2 protein-coding genes are annotated in these 1100 nt (G+C 71.6%); both read right to left on the minus strand.

Translation table 11 applies throughout. The features are described from left to right. A partial coding sequence (locus MEICH_RS29225; RefSeq protein WP_036218445.1) for a hypothetical protein occupies positions 1–190 on the minus strand: 190 nt, incomplete at its 3' end. 262 nt (positions 191–452) lie between these two features. Further along, on the minus strand, positions 453–977 hold the full coding sequence (locus MEICH_RS0107310) for a DUF892 family protein (protein WP_084542221.1): 525 nt from the start codon (positions 975–977) through the stop codon (positions 453–455). Between the last annotated feature and the right edge of the window lie 123 nt (positions 978–1100).

Raw genomic sequence — 1100 nt, forward strand, 5'->3', positions numbered from 1 at the left:
CCAGCGCCGGCTGGAGCTCGGCCTCCCCGGCCAGCCGCAGGCCGACGGAGCGGGCCAACGCGGCGACGTGCTCGGCGGCGGCGCTCAGGGCCACGATGCGCTCGCGGGGCACCCCGGCGGTCGCCAAAGCCTGCACGGCCCGCTCGGCTCGAGCGGGTTCGTCGAACAGCCCCAGCGCGGTCTGTTGCACGCGGCCACCTCCTGATCCCGGATCGGGTGGGGCACGCTTCGCCAGGCTGGCCGACCGTTTTAAGGGAGTTTCAGGAGGTCGGTTCCAGAGGAGCCGGGTCGCGGTGGCTCCGTGTCCAACCAAGGAGGTCTTGCGGTACAAACCCGTGCGGGCAGCCGAGCCTGGCGAAGCGCGACCCTGAATTCAGTGTCGCCAGGCCGCGGGGAAAGGGCATCAGGGAAAGGTGGGGCTGGGGGTCTACACTTTCGGGTTATCGCCCGCCTCACGAAGCACGGGGCTCGGCCTGCCCGCCGTCCTCGGCTTCCCATAGCCGCCGGGCGAGGTGCACGCTGAGGTTGGCGAGGCGCTGGGAGAAGGCGACCTCGTCGTCGAGGTTCTCCCGCAACAGCCCCACCACCCGCGCCAGCCTCGTGTCGCGCGCGAGCTCCATGAGGCCCATGTAGCCGGCGACCTCGTAGCTCGCCGCCCGCAGGGCCGCCCCCGTGATCAGCAAGTCGGCGAGTTCGGGGCGCTCGAGCCGCCTGGAGGTCAGGCGGTAGCCCTCGACGATGCCCGAGGCGCCCGGGCTGGCCTCACCGAGCGGCTCGCGCCCCAATTGCTCGAAGGCCAGCCGCAGGTTGAGGACGTGCTCCTCGGCGGCCTGCAGGCGTTCGCCGAGCAATTGCCCGAGCCGGGGGTCGTGGGCCTGCTCGCGCATGCCGCGGTAACCCTGCATCAGGGTGCGCTCCACGCTGAGCAACTCGTCGAGCTCGCGGACGAAGAAGTCCATCGCGTTCATCACCCGCATGCTTCACCTCGGCACGGAGGGCACCGCCCCACCCGGAGCGGTGCCCTCCACCAGGAACTCTTTCCCTACCGCGAGGAGCGGCCGCGCCCGCTCCCGCCGCGCTCGCTCGAGCTGACGAAGCGG

This window comes from Calidithermus chliarophilus DSM 9957, from assembly GCF_000430045.1.
Classification (GTDB): domain Bacteria; phylum Deinococcota; class Deinococci; order Deinococcales; family Thermaceae; genus Calidithermus; species Calidithermus chliarophilus.